The organism is Rhizobacter sp. P3_C12 (assembly GCF_056402735.1).
In genome coordinates this window covers 1-1,645 of record NZ_JBFUGW010000552.1, presented here as the reverse complement: position 1 = coordinate 1,645, position 1,645 = coordinate 1, and the positions used below count along the sequence as shown (strand labels likewise).

Genomic DNA, 1,645 nt, shown 5'->3' with positions numbered 1-1,645 from the left:
GCCGCACACGTCGCAGATTTCATAGCTCCCCAACTCGCCCAGCGTACGGACGCCGCAGCAGGGACAGGGGTACAGCTCTTCTGAGGATGCGTTCATTGCTTGTTCCAATAGTTGATTCCGTCTATTGGTCTGAACATAGCCACCCGGCCCATAGCTCTTGAGGGATGAGTCGTGTCGTTCCCAATCAATGCTTTCTTGTCAGCGTCCGAGCTGCAAGGACAAAGCCATCAAGTGAATCTACGTCTGCCGACCGCCATCCATTCAGATGACAAACTCTTTGCACGCGTGTCGCCACCTTGAGAGTGGATCTCAGAAGCTCCAGAGCCGAGCATTGAAACTCAGCCTCTTCGTCAATTTCGGGTACCCCCATGCAGCGAGCAAGAAATTCGTCGCCCGACAGTTTATGAACGGATAGCATGGGAGGGCCTTCCATGAAGCGGAGCTTTGCCTCCGTTGCCCCCCCGACCAGCAGAGAGCCAAGAGAGGAAAGCCACCAACCAAGAACCACGACCACCGCATCGTTCCAGTCTCGCTCTGGAAACTGGAAGGTTCCGAAGTCGAAGAAGACAATGCCGGTGACCAGTCCGTGCCCCCTGAATTCAATCGAGTCCTCTACGAGTTCAACTTTAATTTCTTGCATATGCACTACCTGCTCGCCCTGCCAATTGGATACGCCGTTTCAATGGTTCTAGTTTCCGTATTGACCCACATCTCAATCTTCATCCCGCCCTGAACGCCGCGGGCCAGCACTCGCTCCCCTTGGGTACCCACACGCTCGCTGAAACGATATGCTTGACGCACCGCCTTCTCAACTTGGTCGGCTGACATGCCCTCCGGAAACAGAGTCTTCTGAGAGCTGACTCGAGAGCCACCTTCCATGTGACCAGAGGCGATGTGCTCCATATCAATGGTTATATCTCGCCACGCAGGCAAATTGATTGGCTTGATTGTCTTTGCTGAACTGCTTCCAAGCGCAACCCCAACGGTAGCCGCAGCCCCTTCCTGAATCGCGAGAGCCGCACCTTCCGAACTCGCCGCGCTGGCAATGTCCCCACCCCTCATCCCACGGGCCTGCAAGCCATCCACGTACAGCGCTTGGTAGGTGCTGTCCCGTGAGAATTTTCCTTCGACCTGAAGAATTCTCTGCTTGTACTCCTCTGCCAACGCAAGCTTGCCTTCGTCAGGACCACGTTTGAGCGAGATCGCCACCAATTCCTTGATTCGCGGATCGCCACCCTGCTTTGCGTCGGGAGGAGTGGGAGCAGCGCCGTAGGCATTGTCCGATGTGCTCGCTACCGGGCCGTTCGGCTCGGGCTTGCTCGCCGGCAGGGCACTTGTCCGGCTGTCCGGCTTCTTGTCCTTGTTTGCGACAGCCACGTAGGCTATCGCATCGCAAACTGGAGTCCATTTGCAAAGGCTGTTCCAGTACGTCTGCCAGCCGCTGGGATCGGTCGCGACCAGCGGACTGTTCTCCACATAGCTGTAGCGGTTGTAGGCCTGCAGGTCTTTAGGGTCACCGACGAGTTTGTCCACCGACAAGAAGCGCCCAATCACTGCGTCATACAGCCGCCCGTTCATGTGCGTGAGCCCGATGTCATCGAGCTGCTCGTGGCCGGTGAAGCCACGGTCCGTGCCGCTGTTGACC

At 57.0% G+C, this 1,645-nt stretch carries 3 protein-coding genes; all 3 read right to left on the bottom strand.

What is annotated here, in order from left to right:
* Window positions 1–96, bottom strand: a 96-nt coding sequence (locus AC1DXV_RS34405; protein ID WP_477938019.1) for a CPCC family cysteine-rich protein, incomplete at its 3' end; no start/stop codon positions are given.
* 88 nt (window positions 97–184) lie between these two features.
* Complete coding sequence (locus tag AC1DXV_RS34400; protein ID WP_477871695.1) at window positions 185–640, bottom strand: hypothetical protein; 456 nt, start codon at window positions 638–640, stop codon at window positions 185–187.
* A gap of 5 nt (window positions 641–645) precedes the next feature.
* On the bottom strand, window positions 646–1,645 hold a 1,000-nt coding region (locus tag AC1DXV_RS34395; protein WP_477938018.1), incomplete at its 5' end, for an RHS repeat-associated core domain-containing protein.